This window comes from Thalassobaculum sp. (assembly GCF_040219615.1).
Taxonomy (GTDB): Bacteria; Pseudomonadota; Alphaproteobacteria; order Thalassobaculales; family Thalassobaculaceae; genus Thalassobaculum_A.
The window spans coordinates 1-23,227 of sequence record NZ_JAVJSE010000017.1; the positions used below are offsets into that span (position 1 = coordinate 1).

The 23,227-nt window shown below is 71.1% G+C and carries 22 protein-coding genes; 13 read left to right on the plus strand and 9 right to left on the minus strand.

Annotated elements, in window-relative coordinates; all coding sequences use genetic code 11:
• Positions 1-180 precede the first annotated feature (180 nt).
• Genes RIC31_RS11370 through RIC31_RS11380 form a run of 3 tightly spaced genes read right to left on the minus strand, consistent with a single transcriptional unit; the run spans position 181 to position 3,103 of the window.
• On the minus strand, positions 181-1,131 hold the full coding sequence (locus RIC31_RS11370; RefSeq protein WP_350106869.1) for a methyltransferase domain-containing protein: 951 nt from the start codon (positions 1,129-1,131) through the stop codon (positions 181-183).
• A gap of 53 nt (positions 1,132-1,184) precedes the next feature.
• A complete protein-coding gene (locus RIC31_RS11375; protein ID WP_350106872.1) occupies positions 1,185-1,952 on the minus strand; it encodes an HpcH/HpaI aldolase family protein in 768 nt (255 codons plus the stop codon).
• Positions 1,953-2,002: 50 nt separating this feature from the next.
• Positions 2,003-3,103 (minus strand): ATP-dependent 6-phosphofructokinase, encoded by a 1,101-nt coding sequence (locus RIC31_RS11380; protein WP_350106875.1) that lies wholly within the window; start codon positions 3,101-3,103, stop codon positions 2,003-2,005.
• 119 nt (positions 3,104-3,222) lie between these two features.
• Between RIC31_RS11380 and RIC31_RS11385 the strand changes: the two genes are divergently transcribed.
• The 4 genes from RIC31_RS11385 (at position 3,223) to RIC31_RS11400 (ending at position 7,691) form a co-directional block, all read left to right on the plus strand.
• Positions 3,223-4,134 (plus strand): amidohydrolase family protein, encoded by a 912-nt coding sequence (locus RIC31_RS11385; protein ID WP_350106879.1) that lies wholly within the window; start codon positions 3,223-3,225, stop codon positions 4,132-4,134.
• Positions 4,131-4,949 carry a thioesterase family protein gene (locus RIC31_RS11390; protein WP_350106882.1) on the plus strand — a complete coding sequence of 273 codons (819 nt, stop codon included), beginning with the start codon at positions 4,131-4,133 and terminating at the stop codon, positions 4,947-4,949. The genes RIC31_RS11385 and RIC31_RS11390 overlap by 4 nt, the downstream gene beginning before the upstream one ends.
• A gap of 129 nt (positions 4,950-5,078) precedes the next feature.
• On the plus strand, positions 5,079-5,981 hold the full coding sequence (locus RIC31_RS11395; protein WP_350106885.1) for an alpha/beta hydrolase: 903 nt from the start codon (positions 5,079-5,081) through the stop codon (positions 5,979-5,981).
• Positions 5,982-6,095: 114 nt separating this feature from the next.
• Positions 6,096-7,691, plus strand: coding sequence for a Na/Pi cotransporter family protein (locus RIC31_RS11400; RefSeq protein ID WP_350106888.1), 1,596 nt, complete (start codon positions 6,096-6,098; stop codon positions 7,689-7,691).
• Between the two features lie 7 nt (positions 7,692-7,698).
• On the opposite strand, the gene RIC31_RS11405 is transcribed toward RIC31_RS11400, so the two are convergent.
• Positions 7,699-8,607, minus strand: coding sequence for a LysR family transcriptional regulator (locus RIC31_RS11405; RefSeq protein ID WP_350106891.1), 909 nt, complete (start codon positions 8,605-8,607; stop codon positions 7,699-7,701).
• Positions 8,608-8,727: 120 nt separating this feature from the next.
• Here RIC31_RS11405 and RIC31_RS11410 point away from each other — a divergent pair, with 120 nt between their 5' ends.
• The 4 genes from RIC31_RS11410 (at position 8,728) to RIC31_RS11425 (ending at position 14,391) form a co-directional block, all read left to right on the plus strand.
• Positions 8,728-9,363: a glutathione S-transferase gene (locus RIC31_RS11410; protein ID WP_350106894.1), complete on the plus strand. Its 636-nt coding sequence runs from the start codon at positions 8,728-8,730 to the stop codon at positions 9,361-9,363.
• Positions 9,364-9,400: 37 nt separating this feature from the next.
• Positions 9,401-11,485 (plus strand): 2Fe-2S iron-sulfur cluster-binding protein, encoded by a 2,085-nt coding sequence (locus tag RIC31_RS11415; protein WP_350106898.1) that lies wholly within the window; start codon positions 9,401-9,403, stop codon positions 11,483-11,485.
• A 94-nt stretch (positions 11,486-11,579) separates the two neighbouring features.
• Positions 11,580-13,886, plus strand: coding sequence for a copper-transporting P-type ATPase (locus RIC31_RS11420; protein WP_350106901.1), 2,307 nt, complete (start codon positions 11,580-11,582; stop codon positions 13,884-13,886).
• A gap of 19 nt (positions 13,887-13,905) precedes the next feature.
• A complete protein-coding gene (locus RIC31_RS11425; protein ID WP_350106904.1) occupies positions 13,906-14,391 on the plus strand; it encodes a c-type cytochrome in 486 nt (161 codons plus the stop codon).
• Between the two features lie 30 nt (positions 14,392-14,421).
• Here RIC31_RS11425 and RIC31_RS11430 read toward each other — a convergent pair whose 3' ends face one another.
• The 4 genes from RIC31_RS11430 to RIC31_RS11445 form a co-directional block, all read right to left on the minus strand.
• Positions 14,422-14,619 (minus strand): CsbD family protein, encoded by a 198-nt coding sequence (locus tag RIC31_RS11430; RefSeq protein WP_350106907.1) that lies wholly within the window; start codon positions 14,617-14,619, stop codon positions 14,422-14,424.
• Positions 14,620-14,709: 90 nt separating this feature from the next.
• Positions 14,710-15,522 carry an enoyl-CoA hydratase/isomerase family protein gene (locus RIC31_RS11435; protein ID WP_350106910.1) on the minus strand — a complete coding sequence of 271 codons (813 nt, stop codon included), beginning with the start codon at positions 15,520-15,522 and terminating at the stop codon, positions 14,710-14,712.
• On the minus strand, positions 15,522-16,760 hold the full coding sequence (locus tag RIC31_RS11440) for a CaiB/BaiF CoA transferase family protein (protein ID WP_350106913.1): 1,239 nt from the start codon (positions 16,758-16,760) through the stop codon (positions 15,522-15,524). Before RIC31_RS11440 ends, RIC31_RS11435 begins: the two co-directional genes overlap by 1 nt.
• A 142-nt stretch (positions 16,761-16,902) precedes the next feature.
• Positions 16,903-17,571 (minus strand): GntR family transcriptional regulator, encoded by a 669-nt coding sequence (locus tag RIC31_RS11445; protein ID WP_350106917.1) that lies wholly within the window; start codon positions 17,569-17,571, stop codon positions 16,903-16,905.
• Between the two features lie 73 nt (positions 17,572-17,644).
• On the opposite strand from RIC31_RS11445, the gene RIC31_RS11450 reads away from it, so the two are divergent.
• From RIC31_RS11450 to RIC31_RS11465, 4 genes are all read left to right on the plus strand, one after another.
• Positions 17,645-18,349 carry an HAD-IA family hydrolase gene (locus RIC31_RS11450; RefSeq protein WP_350106920.1) on the plus strand — a complete coding sequence of 235 codons (705 nt, stop codon included), beginning with the start codon at positions 17,645-17,647 and terminating at the stop codon, positions 18,347-18,349.
• Between the two features lie 56 nt (positions 18,350-18,405).
• Entirely contained in the window at positions 18,406-19,467 is a 1,062-nt protein-coding gene (locus tag RIC31_RS11455; RefSeq protein WP_350106924.1) for an asparaginase, read from the plus strand.
• Between the two features lie 85 nt (positions 19,468-19,552).
• Positions 19,553-21,244 carry a S8/S53 family peptidase gene (locus RIC31_RS11460; RefSeq protein ID WP_350106927.1) on the plus strand — a complete coding sequence of 564 codons (1,692 nt, stop codon included), beginning with the start codon at positions 19,553-19,555 and terminating at the stop codon, positions 21,242-21,244.
• A gap of 97 nt (positions 21,245-21,341) precedes the next feature.
• Positions 21,342-21,692 carry a RidA family protein gene (locus tag RIC31_RS11465; RefSeq protein WP_350106930.1) on the plus strand — a complete coding sequence of 117 codons (351 nt, stop codon included), beginning with the start codon at positions 21,342-21,344 and terminating at the stop codon, positions 21,690-21,692.
• Positions 21,693-21,705: 13 nt separating this feature from the next.
• Here the strand turns inward: RIC31_RS11465 and RIC31_RS11470 are convergent, their stop codons facing one another.
• Positions 21,706-22,683 (minus strand): glutathione S-transferase family protein, encoded by a 978-nt coding sequence (locus tag RIC31_RS11470; protein WP_350106932.1) that lies wholly within the window; start codon positions 22,681-22,683, stop codon positions 21,706-21,708.
• A gap of 209 nt (positions 22,684-22,892) precedes the next feature.
• Here RIC31_RS11470 and RIC31_RS11475 point away from each other — a divergent pair, with 209 nt between their 5' ends.
• Positions 22,893-23,198, plus strand: coding sequence for a HigA family addiction module antitoxin (locus RIC31_RS11475; protein ID WP_350106935.1), 306 nt, complete (start codon positions 22,893-22,895; stop codon positions 23,196-23,198).
• Positions 23,199-23,227 lie beyond the last annotated feature (29 nt).

Genomic DNA, 23,227 nt, shown 5'->3' on the forward strand with positions numbered 1-23,227 from the left:
CGCGTGAACCGCTTCGACGCGCCAACCCGGTGCGACAGCATACGGACGCCTACGGCGACCTCCGGCTGTCGCACCGGGCAAACAACAGAAGCGGACAGATCATGCGCTACAAACACCGGACAACTTGACGCGTCAGCTACACTCGGTTCGGCGGCCCGGTTCGGCGGAGCCGCCGGGCGCCTATTCCTTCGGCTCCGGCTTGATCAGGAAAAACCGGTACAGCGCCAGGTCTCCGCCCTCCAGAAGCGAGGCCCGTCGGGCCCAGCGCTCGGCCTCGACGATCAGCGCGGCCCGGTGCGCCGGATCCTCGGCCAGCGGATCCGAGCCGTTGAGGTGCTCGACGAACCGCGCAAAGGTGTCACGGATCTGCTGGCGGTGCTCCGTGGAGCGGTCCTCGACCACCCGGACGTCGAATCCCAGCTCGACGAACGCCTTCTCGTAGTCGGACTTGGACCAGGGCTTGTAGGTGAGGTCTTCCGATTCCAGCCAGGACTGGATCCGGTCCGACGGCGCCTCATCTGACGGCAGGACGTAGTCGGTGATGACCAGCTGGCCCCATCCCTTGAGGACGCCGTGTATCGTCTTCAGCAGTGCCGGCCGGTCGCGGACCGCGAACAGCGCATCGCGCGAGATCACGCAGTCGAAGCTCCTGGGCCGCAGGGCGAGTTCCTCGGGCTGGAAGCCGCGGACCGTCACATGGTCGCCGCCCTTCAGGGTCGCGACCACGCTCGGCGCCCACTCCGCCAGTTCCGGATCCATCTCGTAGCCGGTGATCCAGACCCCGAAACGCTGCACGATCGCCGTCGCCGGACCGCCGAGGCCGGCCGACAGGTCGAGCACCGAGTGCTCCGGCGTCAGGCCGAACGCCTTGACGATCTCGACGACATACTCGCTGCCGCCGGGCGACACGTAGCCGGGCCCGAACAGCCGCTGCAGGACATCGATGCGGGCCCGCGTGTGGTCCACCGTCGACAGCACCGGTGCCTTCGGGATCATGTCCTCGATGGAGCGCGACCGCGGCGGCTCGGCGTTGCCGGTCCGCCAGGCGTGGTAGTCCGCGGGATCGTAGCCCCGCCACCACGCGGTCAGGCGATCTCGAAGTGGTATCGACGGTGCATCGCTGGCAGCCATGCGCACAACCTACCGCGCTCTGGTAAACGAGACGTTGACGGCCTCGCCCGCCGTCAACGCTCCAGGCCGTCCAGCAACTGTGACGCGATCTGCTGGATCAGCATGACATCGTAGCCCATCACCAGAAACCGGTAACCCCTGGCGATCTTCGCGTTGGCCTCGGCGCTCGACAGCGCCATTCCGCCGAGCGCGGCCGGGCTCGCCAGGATCGCCTTCTCCGCCCGCCCGATCGCCGCCACCACCTCCGGATGATCACGGTCTCCCGGGTGGCCCATGCTGACCGCCAGGTCCATCGGCGCGATGACCGCCACGTCGATGCCCGGCACCGCCATGATCGCATCGATGTTGTCGATCGCGTCGATGTGCTCGACCAGCACGATGTTCGCCAGTTCCCGGTTGGCGACCTCGAAATACTCCATCGGCCCCGGCAGGCCCCATCGCGTCGGCGCGTAGAACGGCCCCCAGCCCCGGTCGCCGGTCGGCGGGTAGTTGATGCAGCGGACCGTCGCCGCCGCCTGCTCCGCCGTACAGATCATCGGGAAGATCAGCCCCATCGCGCCGGCGTCCAGGGCCGGCTTGCACAGGGCGAGGTCGGGGCGCGGCACGCGAACCAGCGGCGCGCAGGCGGTGCCGGCGGTCGCCGCGATCAGGTGGTGCATGGCCGCCGTATCGATCGAGCCGTGCTCCAAGTCGATGAACAGCCAGTCGAATCCGGCGCCGGCCAGGACCTGGGCCAGGTTGACGCTCGGCATGGTGATCAGCACGCCGGCCGCTGCCTCGCCGGCCTGCAGGCGCCGCTTCAGGGGGTTGATCATGGCCATGCCCCGCTCCCTCGATGGTTCGATACCGATGGAGTGTAGCGCGTCGCCGGTCACGGGGAAGTACAGCCGCCGCCGGTCTCGCCCACATAGATGCCGAGGCCGAGCGCGGTGCGCACCAGGATGTCGTCGACCTCGACCGGGCGGGTCCGGCCGACGACCTCCGGGATCGGCAGTTCGCCGACGCTGCGCCTGCTCCAGACCGCCACGGTGCCGGTCCGGCCGGATGCGATCAGGTCCACGGCGTGCACGCCGAGTGCGCTCGCCACCACCCGGTCGACCGCGATCGGCTCGGCGCCGCGCTGCACGTGGCCGAGCACCGTCACCCGGCAGTCGATGCCGACCTCGGCCTCTATGCGCTCGGCCAGCCACTGCCCGATGCCACCGTAGCGGATGCCGCCGTCCGGCTTGCGGTGGGCGATCGGCTTGCCCTCGTCGGTCTTCACGGCCTCGGCCACCACCACCAGGGCGAAGCTGCGCCCGCTGGCCTTCACCGCCAGGAGCTTTTCCGCGACCTTGCCGAAATCGTAGGGAATCTCCGGGATCAGGCAGATGTCGGCGCCGCCGGCGACCGCCGCGTGGATGGCGATGTGGCCGGCGTCGCGCCCCATCACTTCGAGTACCATGACCCGGTCGTGGCTCTGGGCGGTCGGCTGCAGCCGGTCCAGCGCCTCGACGGCGACCTCGACCGCGGTGTTGAACCCGATCGCCGCATCGGTGCCGTACACGTCGTTGTCGATGGTCTTGGGCACCCCGACCAGCGGCATCCCGGCCTGGCGGCACAGCCGGTCGAGGATCCGGAAGCTGCCGTCGCCGCCGATGCAGATCAGCGCCTCGATCGCCAGTTCCCGCATGCCGTCGATCATCCGCCCGGACTGGTCGACGATCGATCCGTCGGGCATCGGATAGGCGAACGGGTCGCCGTGGCTGACCGTGCCCAGGATGGTCCCGGCGCGGCGCAGCAGGATGCCGTCGAACTCGTCGGGCAGCAGCCGGCGGGCCCGGACCGGCCGGTCCAGCAGTCCCTGGGTCCCATCCTCGATCCCGATCACCTCCCAGCCATGGCTGTCGGCATGCAGGACGATCGCCCGGATCGCGGCGTTCAGCCCGGCGCAGTCGCCGCCGCTGGTCAGGACTCCGATGCGCTTCACCATGTGGACACTCCCAGCTTTGCGGCCCCCAGCGGACCGCCATGCCCTTGGCCGGAGCGCGGAACGCGTGCCATGCTCGCGCGGCCCGACCGTCCATCCCGGAATCCCGAAGACATCCTGCCATGAACGACCTCGAGATCGTCGATGCCCATCACCATCTTTGGGACATCGAGCGGAATTACTACCCCTGGCTCAGTGACCACCCGGAGCCGCACTTCTTCCTCGGCGACTACTCGGCGCTGAAACGCCGCTACATGCCGGAGGACTACCGCCGTGACGCGGCCGGCTTCCGGATCGTCAGGACCGTGCATGTCGAGGCCGAGTGGGACCGCGCGAACCAGGTCGCCGAGACCCACTGGCTGACCGAGGTCGCCGCCGCGCACGGCCTGCCGGATGCGATCGTCGGCCATGTCTGGCTCGACGACCCGGCGGTCGAGGACAAGCTGGCCGGGCACTGCGAGTCGCCGCTGATGCGCGGCATCCGCTCCAAGCCGGTCACCTCGCTCACGCCGGACATGGCGCCCCCCGACGGCCCGCGCAGCCTGTCCGACCCGGCCTGGCGGCGCGGCTACGCGGCCCTCGCCCGACACGGCCTGAGCTACGACCTGCGGGTACCGTGCTGGCACCTGGCCGAGGCGGCGGCAGTGATCGAGCGGCACCCCGAGATCCCGGTTGTCCTGAACCATACCGGCTTCCCGTGGGACCGGTCGGAAGCCGGGCTGGCGATGTGGCACGAGCAGATGCAGGCGATCGCCCGGCTGCCCTGGGTGCACGTCAAGCTGTCAGAGCTCGGCCTGAAGGACGCCGCATGGACGGTCGAGAGCAACCGCCGGGTTGTGCTCGAGGCGCTCGAGATCTTCGGAGTCGAGCGCTGCATGTGGGCGTCGAACTTCCCGCCGGCCAGCCTGAAGATCGGCTATCGCGACCAGCTGGAGGGCTTCCTGGAGATCCTGGCCGGGCTGACCCGGCCGGAGCTGGAGGCCGTGTTCCACGACAACGCCACCCGCTTCTACCGACTGGAGGACAGATCGTGAGCGCGTATTTCGAGACCTTCCGCTCCAACGTGTTCCCGTGGGAGACCGACTTCGTCGAGCATTTCACGGTGGCCTACTACTACGAGAAATTCGCCCAGGCCGGCGACCGGGCGCTGATGGCGCTCGGCCAGGACCCGGCCGCCACCCACACCGTCGACTGGCACACCCGCTACCAGCGCGAGCTGCGGTCAGGCGACTGCTACCACGTCATGTCGGCCCCGATCTCGGCCGAGGACGGCGACCTGGTGATCGGCCACAAGCTGTTCGACAGCGCCGACGGCGGGCTGTGCGCCACCACCGAGCAGACGGTGATCGGTGCCAGCGCCGCGGCCGACGCCCTGGCGGTATGGGACGGCCCGGCCCGCGAGATCCGCCCGGCACCGGCCTGGGGCCCCGACTGGGTACGGACCGCCACCGACTCGGTCATCCCGCGCGACCTGGACCGGACCGGCCGGCTCGGCGTCGATGCCATGATCCACCGGTTCTCGGCCGCCATCGTCCACACCCTGGCCCGGGCCGGGATGACGCCGGCCTATCTGCGGGACAACCGCATCGGCTACTCGACCTTCGAGTTCCAGCTGCGGGTGGTGGAGCCGGCGAGGCTAGGCGAGCCGGTCGACTGCCACTCCTGCTTCGCCCAGGTCGGCCGGTCGTCGATGCGCATGGTCCATCGCCTCGTCAGGCCGAGCGACGACGCGCTGATCGCCGAGATGTCGCAGTTCGGCGTGCATCTGGACATGGAGGCGCGGCGGCCGAGCGCGATCCCGGACGAGTTCGCCGAGCGGGCCCGTGCCATGCTGGTGGCGCCAGACTGATTTGTGCCGGACTGATTTGCGCCGGACTGATTTGTACCGACCGGCCGGTGACGACGGCCGGCTAAATCCGCTAGAAGACCCCGGCCGTACCTGGAGTGGCTGCCCCGCCCGTTCCGGAGTTCCCCTGTCATGATCCGCCGCCTGGCGCCCGCCTTCGCCGCCCTGGCCGTTACCGCGGCGAGCCTCTCGGCCGCCGCCCCCGCCACCGCCGAGTTGCTGTGGTCGCAGTCCTTCGACAGTCGGGCGCTGGCCGGGCCGATGCGGTTCTCGATTTACCTGCCGCCCGGCTATCACGCGCCCGATCAGGCGGAGCGCCGCTATCCGGTGGTCTACCTGCTGCACGGCGTCGGCGACGACGAGCGGGCCTGGCCGCAGTTCGGACGGGTCGAGCAGACCCTGGACGGCCTGATCGCGGCCCGGGAGCTGCCGTCGTTCATCGTGGTGATGCCGAACGGGCTGAAGAGCTGGTGGGTCGACTCCGCCGACATCGGCGGCCCCGGCAACTACGCGACCGCGGTGCGCGACGACCTGCCGGCCCATGTCGAGGCCACCTGGCGGGCCATGACGGTGCGCGACGGCCGCTTCGTCGCCGGGCTGTCGATGGGTGGGTTCGGCGCGCTCCGCCTCGGCTTCGAGAACCCGGAACGCTACCGCGCCATCGGCGCGCTCAGCGCGGCGCTGTGGAACCGCGTGCAGGCCGGATGGAAGCCGGCAGACCCGGCGCGCATGACCCGGATCTTCACCGGCGCCTTCGGCGAGCCGTTCGACCCGCAGCGGTTCCTCGCGAACCACCCGCGCCGCTACCTGCCTCGGGTCCAGGATCCGGCGGAACCGATCGGGATCTACCTGCAGGCCGGCGACGACGACGGCTTCGGCACCCAGTTCTCCACCCTCGAACTGTTCGAGGAGCTGCGCGACCGCAGCATCCCGGCCGAACTGCGGATCGACGACGGCGGCCACGACTGGAAGGTCTGGCGAAGCGCGCTCGGCCCGATGCTGCAGTGGTTCGCGGCGCAGATCCGGCCGGACTGACCGCCGGTCCGGGGCGGACTGAGACCGGGAGGGTCGCGTTTCGCGGGCGAATCCCGATATCGTTCCCGCCGGTGCCCCGGCGCCGATGCGGAAAACCGACTCCTCGGGGGCGCCTTGGTTTCGATACTCGTCTCTCTGCTGGCCGGCCTCGGCCTGTTCTTCGCAGGCCTGCAGATCCTCACCGCGCATCTGAAGCGGCTCAGCGGCCGCCGGCTGCGCGCCCTGGTCGCCCGCTACACCCGCTCGCCGCTGATGGGCGTGCTGTGGGGCGGCGCCTTCATCGCGGTCACCCAGAGCGGTGCCGCCACCATGTTCATCATCGTCAGCATGCTGCGCTCCGGCATGATGTCGGTCGCCCAGGCCATGCCGATGATCGTCGGGGTCAACGTCGTCGGGGCGCTGATCGTGCTGATCCTGGTGGTCGACGTGAAGCTCGCGGTGCTGTGCGTGATCGGCCTGGCCGGGCTGCTCTACAAAGCCGACGGCCGCGGCACCGCCGCCTCGGTGGTCGGCGCGCTGTTCGGGGTCGCCATGCTGTTCTTCGGCCTCGACCTGATGAACGGCAGCGTGGCGCCGCTGGCCGGCGAGCCGTGGTTCGCCGACCTGCTGTCCTGGACCCGCGGCTCCTACCTGCTCGGCTTCCTGATCGGCTGCGCCCTCAGCTTCGTGGTGCAGTCGTCGATCGCGGTGATGGCGGTGGTCCTCGCCTTCGAGCTGTCCGGCATCTTCGGCCTCGCGGAGTCGGTGATGATCGTGTACGGCGCCAACGCCGGGTCGTCGCTGCTGACCCTGCTGCTGTCGGCCAACCTGAGGGGCCAGGCCCGGCAGATCGCCATGTTCCAGACCTTCTACAACCTCGCCGGCGCGGCCCTGCTGGTGCCGCTGTTCTATGTCGAGCTGTGGTTCGAGGTGCCGCTGATGCTGGCCCTGATCCAGGCCATCACCGGCGACATGGGCGGGCAGATCGCGGCCGCCTTCATCCTGTTCAACCTGATCCCCGGCGCGGTCCTGATGCCGCTGCTCGGCCCGGCGACCCGGCTCCTGCAACGGATCTGGCCGGACACCGAGGTCGAGATCGCGTCGCGTCCGAAATACCTGCACGAGCACGCCGCCGACGACCCCGAGACCGGCATGGACCTTGTCGCCCTCGAGCAGGCCCGGCTGGTCCGGTATCTCTCCGGCATGTTCGACGCCCTGCGCGACGACCGGCCGCCGGCCGCGTTCGGCGCGATCCGCGAGGCGTTCGGCATCCTGGCCGCGACGGTACGCGAGACCATCGACGACCTGGCCTCCGGACACCGGATGACCGACCACTCCTACGAGCGGCTGAATGCGCTGCTGACCTTCCAGCACGCGCTGGACTCCGCCGCCGACACGGTGTCCGGGATCGCCGCCGAACGCAGCGCCCTGGCGACGACGGAGGTCGGACAGCGGTTCGCGGCGTCGGTGATCGAGGGCCTGGATTCGATCGTCATGATGCTCGGCGACGTCCTGCGCGAGCACGACGCCGACGACCGGGACCTGCTGTCGGCCATGACCGGCGACGAGGGCAAGGGGATCAAGAGCGTGCGCGCCGCCTATCTCGCCGAGGAAGCAGCCCTGGCCCCGGACGAGCGCCTGCGCCTGCTGGCGCTGGCCAACCACGCCGAACGCCTGATCTGGCTGCTCGGCGACATGGGCAGGAGCGAGCCGGCGACGGTCGAACCGTAGCCGACGGTCACCCGGCCCCCAGCACCGCGCGCAGCCGCTCGGCCGCGAAGTCGACGAAGGCCCGGACCCGCGCCGCCGCCCGCCGGCCTTCCAGATGGACGATCTGGACCGGGATCGGCGGCGGTTCGAAGGCGGGCAGCAGGACGACCAGCCGGCCGTCCCGCACCGCCTCGGCAGCCTGGTAGGACAGCACCCGGGTGATGCCGCGGCCGGCGATCGCCGCCTCGACCGCCACGTCGGCGTTGTTGACCAGCAGCCGCATCGGCGGCCGGACCGTCTCGCCGCCGCCCCCACCAGCGCGGGCCGGGAACACCCAGGGTGCCGGCGTCGCGCCGGACTGAAAACCGATGCAGTCGAGCCCTTCCAGGTCGCGCGGGGTCTCCGGCGTGCCGTGGCGGGCCAGGAAGCCGGGCGACGCGCATACCACCCGGCGGACATGGCCGACCCGCACCGCGCTGAGGGTGCTGTCCGGCAGCACGGCGATGCGCACCGCCACGTCGACCCCCTCGTCCAGCAGGTCGACCACGCGGTCGGCGAACAGGGTGCGGGCCGAGACCTCCGGATAGCGCGCCAGGAAGTCCAGGACGACCGGCGCCACATGCATCTTGCCGAACAGCAGCGGCGCGGTGACCGTCACCAGGCCGCGCGGGTCGGCATGGGCGCCGGCCGCCGTCGCCTCGGCCTCGTCGAGCTCGGCCAGGATGCGCTTGGCGTCGGCCAGGAACCGGACGCCGGCCTCGGTCAGGCGGACCGTCCGCGTGGTGCGGTGCAGGAGTCGGGCGCCGATCCGCTCCTCCAACGCCGCCACCGCCCGGGTGACCGCCGGCGGCGAGACCCGCAGCGACCGCGCCGCCGGCGCGAAGCCGCCGGACTCGGCGACCGCCACGAACACCCGCATGCCGTCGAGCCGATCCATCTCATAATTCCACAATCAGGAACACTGGATTGCGATAAGGCATCATTAATTCGATCGATGGCAACACCTATCTTGGGCAGGTCAGGCCGTTCCAGACGGTCCGCCCAAGGGAGGAAGACGATGCCCACATCCGAGAAGCCGATCCGCGTCTATCGCCACGCGCTCTCCGGCCACTGCCACCGGGTCGAACTGATGCTGTCGCTGCTCGCGGTGCCGTTCGAGGCGGTCGACACCGCGTTCGGGCCGGCCGGCTCGCGGTCGCCCGAGGGCCTCGCCCGCAACGCCTTCGGGCAGCTGCCGGTGATCGAGGACGGCGACCTGACCCTCGCGGACAGCAACGCGATCCTGGTCTATCTGTGCCGGAAGCACGATCCGGCCGGGCGCTGGTATCCGGACGACCCGGCCACCGCGGGCCGGATCCAGCGCTGGCTGTCGGTGGCCGCCCGCCAACTCGCCGAAGGCCCGGCGACCGCCCGCATCGGCAACCTGTTTAACCGCGAGATCGACGTCGAGAAGGCGCACGGCATCGCCCACGCGCTGTTCGGCATCGTCGACGCCGAGCTTTCGGCCCGACCCTTCCTCGCCGGCGACGCCCCCACCATCGCCGACGTCGCCCACTACTCCTACACGGCGCACGCCCCGGAGGGCGGCGTGTCGCTGGAGCCCTACCCGAACATCCGCGCCTGGCTGGCCCGCATCGAGGCCCTGCCCGGTTTCGTCGGCATGCCGCGCAGCGCCGTCGGCCTGGCGGCGTAGCCGGAATCCCCGGGGTCGGCGGCAAGGAGAACGAGCCATGACCACCACCACTCCCCTTCCCGGCCGGTCGGCCCCCGACCGCCCGACCCATGACGGCGAAACCGCGCTGCAGGAGCGCGCCGGGGTGCGGCAGCGGTCCGAGGCCGTCATGCGCCGGGCGGTCCGCGACTTCATGCCGGACCAGCACCGGGCGTTCTTCGCCGCCCTGCCGTTCCTGGTCGTCGGCAGCCTGGACCGCGACGACCGGCCCTGGGCCTCGATCCTGACCGGGCGGCCGGGATTCCTGTCGTCGCCCGACCCGCGGACCCTGACGATCCGGGCGGTTCCAGCGTTCGGCGACCCGCTCGGCGACGCGCTGGTAGTCGGCGCGCCGCTCGGCCTGCTCGGACTCCAGCCGGAGACCCGCCGCCGCAACCGCATGAACGGCACCGTCGCCGGGATCGACGACGGCCTGGTGACCGTCCGGGTCGGCCAGAGCTTCGGCAACTGCCCGCAATACATCCAGGCCCGCGCCCCGCGTTTCGTGGCCGAGCCCGGGGACGTGGCGGCGCCAAGGCCGGTGCATCGCGGCGGCCGGCTGCTGTCCGGCCGCGACCGGGCGCTGGTCGAGCGCGCCGACACCTTCTTCATTGCCACTGCCGCCCCCGGTGCGCGCGGCGGCGACCCGGTCCGCGGCGTCGACGTCTCGCATCGCGGCGGTCGCCCCGGATTCGTGCAGGTCGCGGCGCAGGATGGCGTGACCGTCCTGACCGTGCCGGACTTCCTCGGCAACTTCTTCTTCAACACCCTCGGCAACATCGCGATCAACCCGGCGGCCGGCCTGCTGTTCGTCGACTTCGCGAGCGGCGACGCCCTGATGCTGTCCGGCGACGCCGAGGTGGTGTGGGACGGCCCGGAGGTCGCGGCCTTCGCGGGCGCCGAGCGGCTGATGCGGTTCCGGCTGCGCGAGAGCCTGCGGATCGAGGCCGCGGTGCCGTTGCGCTGGAGCGAGCCGGAGCCGTCGCCGCAGTTGCACGCCACCGGCACCTGGGACGAAGCCGCATCCGTCCTTTCGGCCGGGCGGTCCGCCGGCGACCGGCCGTTCCGGGTCACCGGGATCGTCGACGAAAGCGAGACGGCACGGTCGTTCCACCTGCAGCCGGCCGACGGCGGAGCGGTCGCACCCTACCGGCCCGGCCAGTTCCTGCCGGTCGCGCTGGATATCGACGGGGCCCGCCGGCCGGTGCGCCGCACCTACACCTTGTCCGACGCGCCGGGCGGCCTCGGCTACCGGATCACCGTCAAGCGCGAGCCCGGCGGCGCGGCGAGCACCTGGCTGCACGACCGCCTGCGCGTCGGCGACAGTATCCGCGCCGGCCGGCCGGCCGGCGGCTTCGTCCTGGACACCGACAGCCGGCGGCCGGTGCTGCTGCTGTCCGCCGGCATCGGCGTCACCCCGATGATCGCCATGCTGAACCACCTGCTCGGCGGACCGGAGGGCCGGCGGCGCGCCCCGCACCGCCGGATCCGGTTCGCCCATGTCGCGCGCCACGGCGGCGAGCACGCCTTCGCCGACCACGTCCGGGCGCTGGCGCGGGCCCACCCCGACCATCTGACGGTCCATGTCCGCTACACCGCGCCGCGTCCGGCGGACGCTCCCGGCCGCGATTTCGACGGCACTGGACGGATCGACCGGGCGGCCCTCGGCGCCTGGCTGCCGCCCGACGACTGCGACGTCTACCTGTGCGGGCCGGCCGGCTTCATGGCCGACATGCGCGAGGCCCTCGCCGGTCTGGGCGTCCCGCCGGAACGCATCCGGTCCGAGGCCTTCGGTCCGGCCGGGCCGGTCGCCCCGGGTCCGACGATCCTAGGGCCGGCGGTCGACAGCGCCGACGTCACGTTCCGGGCCGCCGGGATCACCGTCGCATGGACGCCGGAGGCCGGCAGCCTGCTCGACCTGGCGGAGGCGCATGGCGTCGACGCGCCGGCCGGCTGCCGGTCCGGCAGCTGCGGCACCTGCGCGGCCTCGCTGACCCGTGGCGCGACCCGCTACCTGCGGGCCCCGGTGGCCGAGCCTGCCGCCGGCCGGATCCTGCTGTGCCAGGCGGTTCCGGCCGGCCGGGCGATCGAGCTGGCGCCGTAGCCGCTCGACCGCGCTCCCGTCGGGCTTGACCTTCCCGTCACCGGAAGTCCCAAGTAGGGGCGCTCGGCAACGTCCGGCAGCGGAGGAGGCGGCCATGTCCGACCACCAGCAGCAAGGCCATGACCACGGCGGACACCAACACCATCACACCAACCGCGCGGTGACGGACGACGAGCGCAGGCGCGGCGGCTACATCTGCCCGATGTGCGCCGGGGTATGGAGCGCCGAACCGGGCAACTGCCCGAAATGCGGCATGGCGCTGGAGCCGGCCGATCCGCGTGGCCCCGGCAGGACCCGGTACACCTGCCCGATGCACCCGGAGATCGTTCGAGACGCACCCGGATCCTGCCCGATCTGCGGCATGGCGCTGGAGCCGATGACGGTGTCGCTGGACGACGGCCCGAGCCCCGAGCTGGTGGACATGACCCGGCGGATGATCGTCGGCGGCGCACTCACGGTGCCGGTGCTGCTGCTGGCCATGGGCGCGATGGTTCCGCCGCTGATGCACGCACTGGAGAGCCCGTGGGCGCGCTGGGCCCAGGCGATCCTGTCGACGCCTGCGATCCTGTGGGCCGGCTGGCCGTTCTTCGAGCGCGCCTGGATGTCGGTCCGCATGCGCAGCCCGAACATGTTCACGCTGATCGCGCTCGGCACCGGCGCCGCCCATCTGTACAGCCTGGCCGCCATTGCCCTGCCGGGCGTCTTCCCCGAGAGCCTCAGGGACGCGAACGGCAATATCGGCCTGTATTTCGAGACGGCGGCCGTCATCGTGTTCCTGGTCCTGGTCGGCCAGGTCCTGGAACTGCGGGCCCGCGAGCGCACCAGCGGCGCCATCAAGGCGCTGCTGGAGCTGGCGCCGCGCACCGCCCGCCGGGTCAAACAGGACGGCGACGACGAGGAGGTGTCGATCGACGTGCTCGAGGCCGGTGACCGCCTGCGGGTGCGCCCGGGCGAGCGGGTGCCGGTCGACGGCTCGGTCATCGACGGTTCAAGCTCGGTCGACGAGTCCATGGTGACCGGCGAGCCGGTCCCGGTGGAGAAGCACGCAGGCGACGCCGTGGTCGGCGGCACCCTGAACGGCCGCGGGTCGTTCGTCATGCGCGCCGAGAAGGTCGGGCGCGACACCATGCTGTCGCGGATCGTCGACATGGTCGCCGAGGCGCAGCGCTCGCGCGCCCCGATCCAGGGCCTCGCCGACATGGTGGCCGGCTGGTTCGTGCCGGCGGTGGTGCTGGTCGCGGTCGCCGCCTTCGCCGTCTGGGCGGCCTGGGGGCCGGAGCCGGCGCTGGCGCATGCGCTGGTCGCCGCGGTCTCGGTGCTGATCATCGCCTGCCCCTGCGCGCTCGGCCTCGCCACGCCGATGTCGATCATGGTCGGCACCGGCCGCGGCGCCCAGATGGGCGTGCTGATCCGCAACGCCGAGGCGCTGGAACGGCTGGAGAAGGTCGACGTGCTGGTTTGCGACAAGACCGGCACCCTGACCGAGGGCCGGCCCAAGCTGAAGGCCGTGTCGGTCGCCGACGGCTTCGAGGAGGCCGAGGTGCTGCGGCTGGTCGCCGGGCTCGAGCGGGGCAGCGAGCACCCGCTGGCCGAGGCGATCCTGTCCGGCGCCCGCGACCGCGGGATCGCCGTCCCCGAGGCGGCGGCGTTCGACATGCACGCCGGCCGCGGCGTCACCGGCAGCGTCGAGGGCCATGCCGTCGCGTTCGGCAACGAGCGTCTCATGCGGGAGCAGGGCGTGGCGATCGACGCGCTGACCGAGACCGCGGTGGCGCAGCGGCGCGAGGGGGCGACCGCCATGTTCGTGGCGATCGACGGCAAGGCCACCGGCGTCGTCGCCGTCGCCGATCCGATCAAGGAGACCACGAAGGACGCCGTCGAGACCCTGCGCCGCGACGGCATCCGGGTGGTGATGCTGACCGGCGACGCCCGGCCGACCGCCGAGGCGGTGGCCCGGGCGCTGGGGATCGACGAGGTCGAGGCCGAGGTGCAGCCGCAGGACAAGGCCGACATCGTCGCCCGCCTGCAGCGCGAGGGCGCGGTGGTGGCCATGGCCGGCGACGGCGTGAACGACGCCCCGGCCCTGGCCCGCGCCGATGTCGGCATCGCCATGGGTGCCGGCACCGACGTAGCGATCGAAAGCGCCGGGGTGACCCTGGTGCGCGGCGACCTGCGCGGCATCGCCCGGGCCCGGCTGCTGAGCCGTGCCACCATGCGCAACATCCGGCAGAACCTGTTCTTCGCTTTCGTGTATAACGCGCTCGGTGTGCCGATCGCGGCCGGGGTGCTGTTCCCGTTCCTCGGGATCCTGCTGAGCCCGATCGTCGCCGCGGCGGCGATGAGCCTCAGTTCGGTCTCGGTGATCGGCAACGCACTGCGGCTGCGGGCGACGAAACTATGAGGGAAGCCGCAGCTTGCATATGACCCGCTCCCGGCTGGTGCTGATCGCCGCCGCCGTGCTGGCGCTGCTCGGCGCACTCGCGGCGTTCTGGTCGGGCCCGGAGCCGCGGCCGGCCCCCGGCATCACACTGTCCCCCGACAACCCCAGGGTGGTTGCCGAAGGTCGGGGTCTCTACGACGCGCAATGCGCCAGCTGCCACGGCGCCGACCTGCAGGGCCAGCCGGCCTGGCAGGTCCGCAAGCCGGACGGCAAGCTGCCGGCGCCGCCGCACGACGCCACCGGCCACACCTGGCATCATCCCGACCAGGTGCTGTTCGCGCTCACGAAATACGGCCCGTCCCGGGTGATCGGCGACCCGGCCTATCAGTCCGACATGCCGGGATACGACCAGAGCCTGAGCGACGACCAGATCATCGCCGTGCTGTCGTTCATCAAGAGCACCTGGCCGGCCGAGATCCGCGAGCGGCACGACCGGATGAACGAGCAGGCGCGGCAGCAGCACTGACCGTCGCGCCAGCTCGTCCGTTGCACCGGCTCAGTGGCGGGCGAGCCAGTCGTCGACTTCCTTCCTGGCTTCCTCGCGGGACTTGCCGTAGCGCTCCTGGATACGGCCCTCGAGCTCTTCCTGCGTGCCCTCGATGCGGTCGAGGTCGTCGTCGGTGAGCTTGCCCCACTGCTGCTGGACCTTGCCCTTGAGCTGCTTCCAGTTGCCCTGGATCTGATCGCGGTTCATTGCGTTCTCCGTGTAACGGAATGGTCTGGGGCCGTAACGACCCCGCCCGGGTCCGCGTTCCAGTGTGATCGCTGTGAACCGTTCCTAATCCTACCTTCCGACGAAGCTCGGCTTCTCCTTGGCCAGGAACGCCTTGTAGCCGCGCTGGAAGTCCTCGGTGTCGAAGGCGTCGTAGCCCATGTCCTTCTCGGCCTCGGTCAGCGGCGCCGGCTCCATCAGGCGGTAGATGAAGTGCTTGTGCCAGCGCGCGGTCAGCGGCGCGCCCTCGGCGATCTTAGCGGCCCACTCGTAGGCCGCCGCCTCGACCTGGTCGTCCGGCACCACCCGGTTGACGATGCCGTGGTGCAGCGCCTCGTCCGCCTTCAGCAGGTCGCCGACCAGCAGGATCTGCAGCATGGCGCTGGCGCCGTACTTCTTGACCTGGAACTCCAGCTCCTCCATCGACTCGACCAGGCCGAGCCGCTTGACCGGCACCCCGAACCGGCTGCTCTCGCCGCAGATCCTGAGGTCGCACAGCGCCGCCAGCCCGAAGCCGCCGCCGACGCACAGCCCCTCGATCAGGGCGATCACCGGATGCCGGCACTTCACCACCGCGTCGTTCGAGGGCCCGGACAGCGCGGCGTACTTCTTCGCCGCCGCCTTGTCCTTGCGGACCGATTCGAACTCGGAGATGTCGGCGCCGGCCGAGAACGCCTTGCCGCCGGCCCCGCGCACCACCACGCAGCGCAGTTCCGGATCGGCGTCGAGCGCGGTGAACACCTTGCCGATCGCCCCGAAAACCTCGAGGTTCATGGCGTTGTGCTTGGCCGCCCGGTTGATGGTGACGGTGGCGATCCGGTCCTCGACATGGACCAGCAGGTCCTCGGTCCCGGACAGTTCGGCGGTTCCCTTCACGGCAGTCATTATTCTGCGGCCTCCCGGCTCGTGTTGTCGCCCAGGTGCACGGCCTCGGCCGCTCCCAGCGCCTCGATCTCGGCCTCGCTGTAGCCGAGCTCGGCCAGCACCTCGGCGGTGTGCTGCCCGAACAGCGGCGACGGCGTCGCCACCCGGCCCGGCGTGTCGTGGAACTTCACCGGCAGTCCGATGGTCTGGACCTTGCCGGCCACCGGATGCTCGACCGTCGGCACCATCTCGCGGGCGATGGTCTGCGGATCCCGGTGCATCTCCAGGATGTCGAAGATCGGCCCGGCCGGGATGCCCTCGGCCTCGAACCTGGCCAGCCAGTTCTCCCGACTGTCCGTACGGAAGCGGGCGTTCAGCTCGGACTCCAGCGCCTTCAGGTTGGCCATCCGGTCGCCGTTGGTCTTGAAGCGCGGGTCGGCGAACAGCTCGGGCGCGCCGATCATGCTGCACATCTTCTCCCAGAAGCGCGCGGTGTTGGCGGCGATGTTGATGTAGCCGTCGGCGCATTCGACCGCCTGGTAGGGCGCGCTCAGCGGATGCGCCGAGCCCATGGCGCGCGGCGCCACCCCGGTGGCGAAGGCGATCGCCGACTGCCAGTAGGTGTGGGTGATCCCGGCCTCCATCAGCGAGGTATCGAGCCGCTGGCCCTGGCCGGTCTTCAGGCGGTGCGAGTAGGCCGCGCAGATGCCGAGCGCCAGCAGCAGGCCGGCGGTGATGTCGCAGACCGGCGCGCCGACCTTGACCGGCGGGCCGTCCGGCCGCTCGCCGGTGATGCTCATCAGCCCGCTCATGCCCTGGGCCACCAGGTCGAAGCCGCCGCGGCTGGCATAGGGGCCGGTCAGCCCGAAGCCCGAGATCGAGGCGTAGATCAGCCCGGGATTGATCTTCTTCAGGTCGTCGTAACCGAGGCCCAGGCGCTCCAGCACGCCGGGGCGGAAGTTCTCGGTCAGGACGTCGGCCTTGGCCACCAGCTTGCGCAGCACCTCGGCGCCCTCGGGCGTCTTCAGGTCGAGGACGACGCCGCGCTTGTTGCGGTTCATCATCATGAAGGACGCGGCCTCGCCGTTGATCCCGGGCGGAACGGTCCGGCGGGTGTCGTCGCCGCCCTGGGCCTTCTCGACCTTGATGACGTCGGCGCCCATGTCGGCCAGCATCAGGCCGCAGGTCGGGCCCGCCATGTGATGGCAGAGCTCGACGACGGTCATGCCCTGCAGCGGGCCGAAAGCGCGGGCGGCCATGGCTTCCTCCTTTTCGATACGTGACGTGGGCGACGTTTCGGGCGACGTCTTGCGCCGTCCCGGGCGGGCGGCGTATGGCTTCGGGTGATCCCACAACGCCCGCCCGGTCACGTCAAGGCCGGGACGCGCGGCGTCCGAGGATTCAACTAGCGCCGCTCGCTCCCAGGGCGGACAGGATCGCCGCGGTCGACCGCTCCACATGCAGCTGCATCGCCGAGCGGACTGCCTCGTCGGCGCCGGCCAGCACGAGCCGCAGGATCTCCGCGTGCTCGTCGTTGGACAGCGCCGCATGGCCGGTGCGCCGCCACATCAGGCGCAGATGCCGCTCGAAGCGGGCCCGCAGACCGTGCACCAGTTCCAGGGTGATCGGACGGCCGGCGGCCCGGTAGATGGCGTCGTGGAAGCGGCTGTTCGCCATCATCAGCGCCGCCGGATCGCGGGCCACCAGCATGGCCGCGACCGCCGCGCGCGCGGCGGCGGCGTCCACCGCCCCGGCATTGCGCGCCGCCCGGGCGGCCAGCTCGGGCTCGAGCGAGCGGCGAAGCTCGCCCAGCTCGGCGGCCTCGGCCGCATCCAATGGCGCCACCCGGGCCCCCCGGTTGGGCGCCGAAACCACCAGCCGCTGCGCCTCCAGGAGCCGCAGGGCCTCCCGGATCGGCGCCTGGCTGGTGCCGAATCGTCCGGCCAGATGGCCCTGGCGCAGCGGCTCGCCCGCAGCCTGCACGCCGTCGAGGATCTCCTCGCGCAGGACCGCGGCGATGTCCTCCGGGATCGAGCGACGCGGCGAGGCCGTCGGTATGGCGGTGTCCATCGCGCATCCTCGCGCTTGACCGGCATTTGTCCAAGCGTCAATTTATCGATAATCGATAATTATGGAGCGCACGATGAAGCCGGCCGACTTCGACGCCATTACCTTCGACGTCTACGGAACCCTGATCGACTGGGAGCCGGCCATTCTCGCCCGGTTGCGGGCCTGGTCGGATCGCACCGGGGCGGGCGCCGGCGACGGAGCGCTGATCGAGGCGTTCGACCGTGCCCGCGCCCACTACCAGCAGCTGGCCCCGGCGCGTCCCTACCCGCGCATCCTGGAACTCGCCCTCGCCTACATCGCCGGCGAGTGGAGCCGACAGGCCGAACCCGGCGAGCAGCGGGACTTCGGCCGGTCGGTGCCGGAATGGCCCGCCTATCCCGACAGCGTCGACGCCCTCGCCCGGCTGCGGGAGCGGTTCACGCTGGGGGCGCTGACCAACATGGACGAGGCGTCCTTCGCGCACTCCAGCGCGCGCCTGGGCGATCCCTTCGGCGTCGTGGTCACGGCCGAGCGGGCGGGAGCCTACAAGCCGGCGCTGCGGCACTTCGTGCTCGGCCTGACCGAGCTGGCCGCTCAAGGCGTCCCGCCGCACCGGGTGCTGCACGTGGCGCAGAGCCGGCGAGCCGACGTGCGCCCCTGCAATCTGCTCGGCCAGCGCGTCGTCCACATCGACCGCGGCGGGCGGGCGCTCGGCCACACCGGCTTCGGCGCCGAGCTGGCGATGCCGGACGCACGATACGAATCGATGGCGGCCTTCGTGGACGCTTTCCTCGGCTGATCCCGGCCGGTAAAACCGGGGCTTCGCAGATGAAGATATTCTTATCGAGGGGCCCGATGACCGAGAAGCCGAGGATCGCCGTGCTGGCGCTGGGCGGCACCATCGCCATGGTGAAGGGTGACGGCGGCGGGGTGAAGCCGGGCCTGACCGCCGCCGACCTGGTGGCCGCGGTGCCGGGCCTGGAGCGGATTGCCACGGTGACCGCCGAGACCGCAAAGGTGGTCGGCAGCTCGGACCTGCGGATCGACGACGTGCTGGCGGTCGCCGCCCGGATCGACGAACTCGCGGCGGCCGGCGCCATCGACGGCGCGGTGGTCACCCAGGGCACCGACACCATGGAGGAGTCGGCGTTCCTGCTGGACCTGGTGCTCGACGGCCGGGTGCCGGTGGTAGTGACCGGCGCGATGCGCAACCCGCTGTCGGTCTCTCATGACGGTCCCGGCAACCTGCTGGCGGCGGTCATGACCGCCGCGGACCCGGTGGTCCGCCGACGGTCGGCCGAGCTCGGCGTGCTGGTGGTGCTGCTCGACACCATCCACGCCGCCATCGACGTCGCCAAGGCCAGCCCGCACCGGATCGACGCCTTCCACAGCATGGTCGCCGGCCCGGTCGGGGTGCTGGTCGAGGACCGGGTGCGGCTGGTCGGCACCCCCAACCGGGACCACAAGCGCGCCTTCGACGCCGCCACCGGCCATCCGCGCCCGACCGCCTGGACCGACGGCACGCTCGCAGGTCCCGACGACGTGGCGCTGCTGACCATGGGCCTCGGGGAATCCGGCGGGATGCTGGCGGCACTGGCCGACGACCCGGCGCATTTCGGCTATGCCGGGGTCGTGCTCGGCGGCATGGGCGGCGGCCACACCCCGGCCTGGGTGGTCGAGGACGTCGAGCGCCTGGCGCGACGCATGCCCGTCGTGCTGGCGGCCCGCATCCAGTCCGGCTACCTGCTGAAGGCGACCTACGAGCGGCTGGGCTCGGAGATCGATCTGGCGAACCGCGGCGTGGTCTCCGGCGGCCGGCTGCCGCCGCTGAAGGCCAGGCTGCTGCTGGCCCTGCTGCTGCGCGCCGGGGCCGCCGACGGCGCCGCCGCCCGATCCGTGTGGGACACCCTGAACTGACCCGTCCGCCGTTCGCCCCCGCTTGTCGGGCAACACGAGAGCCTATACAACGAGAACTTGAGCACGGTGGCGCGCGAGGACGTCCATGGGTGTATGGTCGGTCGGGATCGTCGATTCCGGAGTCGTCGACGAATTCGAAGCGATCTTCGGCCCCAGCGCCTATTCCTACGATTACTATTACGGCAACAGCGACACGGACGGCAGCCGCACCAGTTCACACGGCACCTATGTCGCGCAGTCGATCGAGTACACCAACGTCGCGCTCGAGCGCATCGACCTGCAGATCTCGTCGAACAGCGAGTACTATTTCTCCACCTCGGCCGCCGTGTCGGCCTTCGGCCAGCTGGCGACCCTGCACGATGCCGGTTGGCACATCGGCGCCGTCAACGTCAGCTGGGGCGCCAGCACCCTGAACTCCGCGTACGTCTCCGCGATCGACGCGCTGGCCGACCGCGGCATCCTCACCGTCGCCGCCGCTGGCAACGGCGGCAGCACTGCGGCGTTCGATTTCCCGATCTATCCGGCCGCGCTCAGCAACGTCATCGCGGTCGGCAGCCATGACGGCGCCGGCAATCCGTCGGGGTTCTCCCAGAACTATCCCGGCTACATCACCGTGCTCGCCGACGGCGAGGGCTATCCGGAGGCCGGCGTCGACGGCACCAGCTTCGCCGCCCCGCAGGTCGCCGCCGGCGTCGCGACGGTGCAGGCCCTGGCGGACGCCGCGCTGGAGCGTCGCCTCAGCTTCTCGGAGACCGTCGACGTGCTGCAGCAGGGCGGCGGCGCCACCCTGTCGAACCCCGACCCGGCCGACGGCGTCACCCGCTACCACCTGTTCGACCAGAACGGATCGGTGAACTACTTCCTGGCGCGCTACCTCGACCCGGAGTTCTCCGGCTACGAGTACATGGCATCGTATGGCGACCTCGCCTCGGTGTTCGCGGGCAACCCGGCAGGGGCACGCAGCCACCTGATCGGCACCGGGGTCTACGAGGGCCGCGAGGTCGGGTTCGACGGCCTGGAATACATCGCCTCGCACGGCGACCTGATCCAGGCGTTCGGCACCGCGCGCGAGACCGGCGCCCTGCACTACCTGAACGCCGGACAGGCCGAGGGACGCGGCGTCACCTTCGACGGCGCCAGCTACCTGGCCGCGAACGCCGACCTGCAGGCGGCGTTCGGCGGCGACGTCGCCGCCGCCACCCGGCACTACATCACCAACGGCTACTACGAGGGCCGGGCGACGACCGGCACTTCGTCCGGGACCGGCGGGATCACGACCACCGCGCCCCCGGCGGTGTCCGAGGGCGCCGGCGACCTGCCCGCCAACACCTCGACCAGCGGCTATGTCGGGGTCGGCCAGAGCGCGACCGGAAGCATCAGCCTGTACGACCGCGACTGGTTCCGCACCGAGCTGACCGCCGGCCAGTCGGTGATCATCGAGGCGCGCGGCTCGGCCTCCGGCGGCGGCACGCTCTACGACCCGGAACTCTACCTGCGCAACAGCAGCGGCAGCCTGCTGGCCTACAACTTGGACAGCGGCGCAGGCTACGACGCCTATCTGCACTACACGCCGAGCCAGTCCGGCACCTTCTACCTGGATGTGGACGGCTACTCCTACTACACCGGCAGCTACACGCTGTCGGTGGCCAGTGCCAGCGGCAACCGGCCGGCGGCGCTCGCCGCCGACGACGGCGACCGCATCGCTCCGGCCGGGCTGACCGCCGACGACCTGGCGTGGCAGCAGCCCGGTTCGACTGCGGTCGACGGGCTGATCTAGGGACATCCCGACCGACCGTCGTTCCGGCCCCTATGCGGCAGCCGCGACTGCCTGTACCTGTGTCGCCTGGACCCCACCAACGAACCGGAACCCGACCATGATCAAGCGCAGCGGCCTCCATGCCGACATTCTCCACGAAGTCGTCGAGAAGGACGGCATCCTCTACTTCGCGGGCATCACCGGCGAGGACAAGAGCCAGGACATGGCGGGCCAGACCCGCTCGGTGTTCGCCCAGATCGACGAGTTGCTGGCGGCCCACGGCTCCGACAAGGACCACCTGCTTACCGCCCTGATCTTCGTCACCGACATGAAGCAGAAGCCGGCGATGAACACGGTCTGGAAGGAGTGGCTGAAGCCCGGCCAGCTGCCGACCCGCGCCACGATCGGGTCGTCCGACCTGGACGGCTACCTGATCGAGGTCGTGGTCACCGCCGCCAAGGCCGGCTGAGCCGGATCGGCGCCTACAGGCCGTCCCGCCCGTGCGGAGCGGCGTAGTCGATATCGGGCCCGACCGGCACGATGCCGGTCGGGTTCACGCCGCGGTGGCTCTGGTAGTAGTGCCGCTTGATGTGGTCGAGGTCGACGGTCCCGGCGATGCCCGGGGTCTGGTAGACGTCGCGGGTGAAGCCGGCGAGCGCCGGGTAGTCGGCGATCCGCCTGACGTTGCACTTGAAGTGCCCGTGGTACACCGGATCGAACCGCACCAGGGTGGTGAACAGCCGGATGTCCGCCTCGGTCAGCCTGTCGCCGACCAGCCAGCGCCGGCGCGACAACCGCTCCTCCAGCCAGTCCAGGCTGTCGAACAGCGGGCCGACCGCCTCCTCGTAGGCATCCTGCGAGGTCGCGAAGCCGGCCTTGTACACCCCGTTGTTGACGGTGTCGTAGACCCGCGCGTTCACCCGGTCGATCTCGTCTCGATGCGCCGCCGGGTAGTAGTCGCCGGCGGCGGCGCCGACCCCGTCGAAGGCGGTGTTGAACATCCGGATGATCTCGGCGGACTCGTTGGACACGATGGTACCGGTCTCGCGGTCCCACAGCGCCGGCACGGTCACCTTTCCGGTGTAGCGCGGATCGGCCGCCAGATAGACATCGCGCAGGAAACCCGCACCATGGATCGGATCGGCGACCACACCGGGCGCGTCGGCGAAGCTCCAGCCGTCGTCCCCCATGTACCAGTGCACGACCGAGACCGTGATCGCGTCCTCCAGCCCCTTCAGCGCCCGCATGATCAGGGTGCGGTGCGCCCACGGGCAGGCCAGCGAGACATAGAGGTGGTAGCGTCCCGGCTCGGCCCGGAAGCCGCCGTCGCCGCTCGGGCCCGGCGCCCCGTCGGCGGTGACCCAGTTCCGGAACGCCGACTCGCGGCGCCGGAACCGGCCGCCGGTCGATCCGGCGTCGGGGTCGCGCGCGTGCCAGACGCCGTCGATCAGCAGTCCCATGCCTGTCTCCCGTTCCCGCTCACGACGGAATCACGCTGCCGGGTCGATGCTCGGCATGACGGGACAGTTGGCCACGACGGCGGCGATTGCCAGGGCCACCCCGTCAACGGGTCGTTTCCGACACGGCGACGATCCGCCGCCGGAACCGGGGTGCCCGTCGCGTCGTTGAGTCCGTTGGCCGGTTGTCCGGCCCGGAAAGGGAGGTACGCATGGTCGTGACCCTGTCGAGCAGCGTCGAGGTGCCGACCGACCGGAACCGCCATCCCGGGGAAGTACTCGCCGACGAACTGGCCGCCCTCGGCATGTCGGTGGCGGCGCTGGCGCGTGCCAGCGGTATTCCCTCGACCTATCTCGCCGAGATCGTCGCAAGCCGCCGCCCGGTAACTCCGGAAATCGCGTTGCGCCTGGCCGACAGTGTCGGACCCTCGGCCCGGTTCTGGCTCAGCCTGCAGGCCGCCCACGACCGCGCTGCCCACCACCACGCCATCCGGCCGCGCGACCGCCGGGCCGGATAGGCTGCCGCCCCCGCGGCCGGAATCGGACC